Here is a 3610-nt window from a genome sequence, read left to right on the forward strand (position 1 = left end):
AGCACCGAAACCCTGGGGTCACTGGCCAAAGAGCTGGGTATCGTGATCGTCGGCAGCCTGTTCGAAAAGCGCGCCACCGGCCTGTACCACAACACCGCCGTGGTGCTGGAAAAAGACGGCAGCCTGGCCGGCATCTACCGCAAGATGCATATCCCCGACGACCCGGGTTTCTACGAAAAATTCTATTTCACCCCCGGCGATGCAGACTTCAACGATGGCCGCAGCGGCTTCAGCCCCATCGAAACCAGCGTGGGCAAACTGGGCCTGCTGGTGTGCTGGGACCAGTGGTACCCGGAAGCCGCCCGCCTGATGGCACTGGCCGGCGCCGACCTGCTGCTCTACCCCACCGCCATCGGCTGGGACCGCACCGATGAACAGGATGAGCAGAAACGCCAGCTCGACGCCTGGATCACCATCCAGCGCGCCCATGCAGTCGCCAACGGTTTACCGGTGCTGGTCGCCAACCGCACCGGCTTTGAACAAAGCCCGGCGGACGACAGCGGCATTCAATTCTGGGGAAACAGTTTTATCTGTGGGCCACAGGGTGAATTCCTGGCCCAGGCCGACAGCGACAACGAGCAGGTGCTCCTGGCCGACGTGGACCTGCAGCGCAGCGAATCCGTACGCCGAATCTGGCCTTACCTGCGCGACCGCCGTATCGACGCCTATACTGATCTGAACAAACGCTACCGGGACTAGCCTCCAACGGCCCTTCGGCTTGTCTGGCGGATAATCAAAAAGCGGGACAGAAACAGAAAGTCATTCATTCTAACCCGGCCACTATAACGGGATAGCTGCAGAGCGCTTAACTAACACTTCCAGTGCCTGGGAATAAGAAAACGTCTGTGACAACGACGCCGCCAAAGGCAAAATCGTATTGGCAAGCCGCAACTCAAAATCGTCCGGATGCAGCCCGATGCGTATCGGTATTCCAGTGCGGCGGGACTGGCTGATATTGATGGCATTGAAAAAGCGTAACGTCCAGGCACGAAACGCGGTGTCCGCTTCAAAACCTGCCAACGGCAGCCGTGTGAAGGTGCGTTTTTGGGTATCGTGAACACCAGACAAGGTTTCCACATACCGAAACGGTAACCCGGCAAGCTGTGCCGGGGTCAGCGCCCCCAATGCCCACGCCGGCGGCACGTACAATGGCGACGGAGTCAGACCGTTACGGATAAACCAGCGATAACAGTCCCACACCAGCCGCTGAATGCCGTCGCCGGAGAACGACAGATGCTCCGCCACATCCCGTGACAACAGTGCGCTGTGCAAGCGGTGATAAAGCGTCATGGGTGGCTGACAACGGTGAGACCAGCCATGGCCGGCCAACGGATGCCCCGCCTCCTGCAGAGACCGCAACCAATCCAGGTCATCGGCCTGCCAGTCTTTACCGGGAACAACCAGCAAGGTCACTGCTTGGGCAGGCAGGTTGAGCCGCGCCAGCATGGCGGTGACGCGCGTGCGGGTCTCGGGCATCACATCGTGAATCGAAACCAGTGCGGTTAATGGCTCAGAGCGCATTGCGGATATAACTGCTACTCAGGCGGCGCAGCAATGCCAGGGTGGGAGAAGGCAGCGCCGGGTTTGGGTTGGGTGCCAGCGTGGCGCAGTGGGCCAGCACCGCCGTCCACTGCGTCACCGCATGGTCGTTCATGGATAAGGCAGCCTGGCGGGCCTGCTCGGACTTAAGCGAGCGCGTCACCGGGCTGAGTGATTGCAGGCGCTCGAGGGTATCGAACAGACTTTCCCCTTCGTCCATGATCCACAGGCCGTTAGCCAAGGCCGGCCATTCATTGATGCCGCAGGCCGGCGTGGTAATCACCAGCCGCTCCCGCGCCATGGCTTCCAGCGCTACCGTGCCAAAGGCTTCCACCGATGAGGGCAACACCAGCACCTGACAGCGATCCAGCATGCTGACTACTTGCTCTCGGGTACACCAGCCGTGGAAATGCAGGTTACCCTGCTCGCCGCAGGCTTTTTCCACCTTGCCGCGCAAGGGGCCGTCGCCGGCAATGTCAAACTGCAGGTCCGGGCGACGGGACGCCAGCGCGAGGAAGGATTCAATGTTCTTTTCCGCCGCCAGCCGGCCCACATAGCAAACCCGCTGCACGGTGTTATCCAGCTCGACCACTGGCGTATGCACGAATTCGCGGGCCAGCGGTGTGCCCACCAGCTGTGGATTGCGCGCCCCCGCGGCCCGGGCCTGGGCGATCATCGATTCGCAGATGGTAGCGGCGGTTTCGCTGCCCTGAAACAGGGTGCGGTTCACCCAGTTGAGAAAACCGCCAGCCAATCGCGCCAGCCGTTTTCCCCAATACAACTCCACCAGGCGGTTGTAATCTGTCTGGAAGGTAACGCACACCGGAATCCCCCATTTCTTGGCGATCCAGTAGCCGATCATGGAGAAAATACCGGGCCCCGGAATCACGATCACATCCGGTTTCATTTCCCAGACCAGGGCGCTCAATTCACGCACTTTGGGAAAAAAGAGTCGCTGGGTGGGGTCGCCGGGGATCGGTATGGAAGCGCCCTGGCAAGGATGCGGTTCCTCCATGCAGGGCTGCACCAGTTCCACTTGCGCCACCTGATCTTTCAGATGCGAGACCAGGTCCTGGAAGTAGGCGCCGACGCCATTCCGCCCTTTGATCGCATCCACCACAAACAGTATGCGTAGCTCTTTGGTATCCATGGCCGGCAGTATCCCGGCCGCTCATGTCGTTAATGTGACAGGAGCGTCACGCCATGACGGTGTAATTGCGACAAGATGTAACGAACCCCGAACTCGCCGTAGGAGCGCCGCTTGAGGCGCGAATCTGCTTGCCTCATCAGCTGCGAGCCACGAGAAGCGAGTTTCGAAAATCGAAACTATTTTGGTTCGCGCCTCAAGCGGCGCTCCTACAGCGGTTTTTCATCAGTGCTGGGGAGCGGGTATCCGAAGCGCTCATACACCCAGCCAAACCTGTGCAGCAACGCCTCACCACTGACACCCAGGGCATCCAGAGAATACTGATGGGCGCTGCGGTACTGCCTGGCCTTGCGGTCCTGTTCCTGCAGCCGCTGACAAAATTGCGCGTCGGGCTGCCAGCCAAACCGCTGGTAAAAACCCAGTACGGTCTCGCCAGGAGCCGATGCCAGGGTCTCCATCACCGACAGCGCCTGGCGCTGTTCCGGCAGCTGATTTACCACCTCCAGCAGATGGCGATAGTAGTATTCCAGCATCGCCAGAAACCCTTCGCGCCAGTAGGCGGTGGTGTCGCGACCATCGAACAGGCGCGCGCCTATAAGAATGGAATTTACTTGCGATGGCACCGCCGCGGTGGGGCTACGCAGGCAGCCAATAAAACGGGCATCCGGGAAAGCGTCGGCCAAGGTTTCCATCCACGGGGTAAACGACGGGTTCTTCGATAGCAGGATTTTTTCCGGGCCGTGAAAATAAAGGTGGCGCTGAATAAAACGGCGGTAAGCGCGCATCAGTCGTTGTTTTTCTTCCGGGCGGCCATCGCGGTCCAGAAATGTCAGTTGCCACAGGGCAGGAACAGGCACCACAAGCACTAGCAAAAAGCAGCCCCACACCGGGATCAACCCAAGATAATCCTCTTCCGGATCCAGC

Annotated in this window: 4 protein-coding genes; 1 reads left to right on the forward strand and 3 read right to left on the reverse strand. The window is 59.9% G+C overall.

What is annotated here, in order from left to right; genetic code table 11:
- Positions 1-699, forward strand: a 699-nt coding sequence (locus A3754_RS19640) for a carbon-nitrogen hydrolase (RefSeq protein ID WP_063521046.1), incomplete at its 5' end; no start/stop codon positions are given.
- A gap of 81 nt (positions 700-780) precedes the next feature.
- Here the strand turns inward: A3754_RS19640 and A3754_RS19645 are convergent.
- The 3 genes from A3754_RS19645 to A3754_RS19655 all read right to left on the reverse strand — a co-directional run.
- Positions 781-1521 carry a polysaccharide deacetylase family protein gene (locus A3754_RS19645; RefSeq protein WP_063521047.1) on the reverse strand — a complete coding sequence of 247 codons (741 nt, stop codon included), beginning with the start codon at positions 1519-1521 and terminating at the stop codon, positions 781-783.
- A complete protein-coding gene (locus A3754_RS19650; RefSeq protein WP_063521048.1) occupies positions 1511-2689 on the reverse strand; it encodes a glycosyltransferase in 1179 nt (392 codons plus the stop codon). Before A3754_RS19650 ends, A3754_RS19645 begins: the two co-directional genes overlap by 11 nt.
- A gap of 206 nt (positions 2690-2895) precedes the next feature.
- On the reverse strand, positions 2896-3610 hold a 715-nt coding region (locus A3754_RS19655; protein WP_197468734.1), incomplete at its 5' end, for a sulfotransferase.

Source organism: Alcanivorax sp. HI0083 (assembly GCF_001635175.1).

Excerpts from the sequence above, each read along its gene's own strand:
- A3754_RS19650 (WP_063521048.1), bottom strand. The coding sequence starts at position 2,689 with ATGGATACCAAAGAGCTACGCATACTGTTTGTGGTGGATGCGATCAAA.
- A3754_RS19645 (WP_063521047.1), bottom strand. The coding sequence starts at position 1,521 with ATGCGCTCTGAGCCATTAACCGCACTGGTTTCGATTCACGATGTGATG.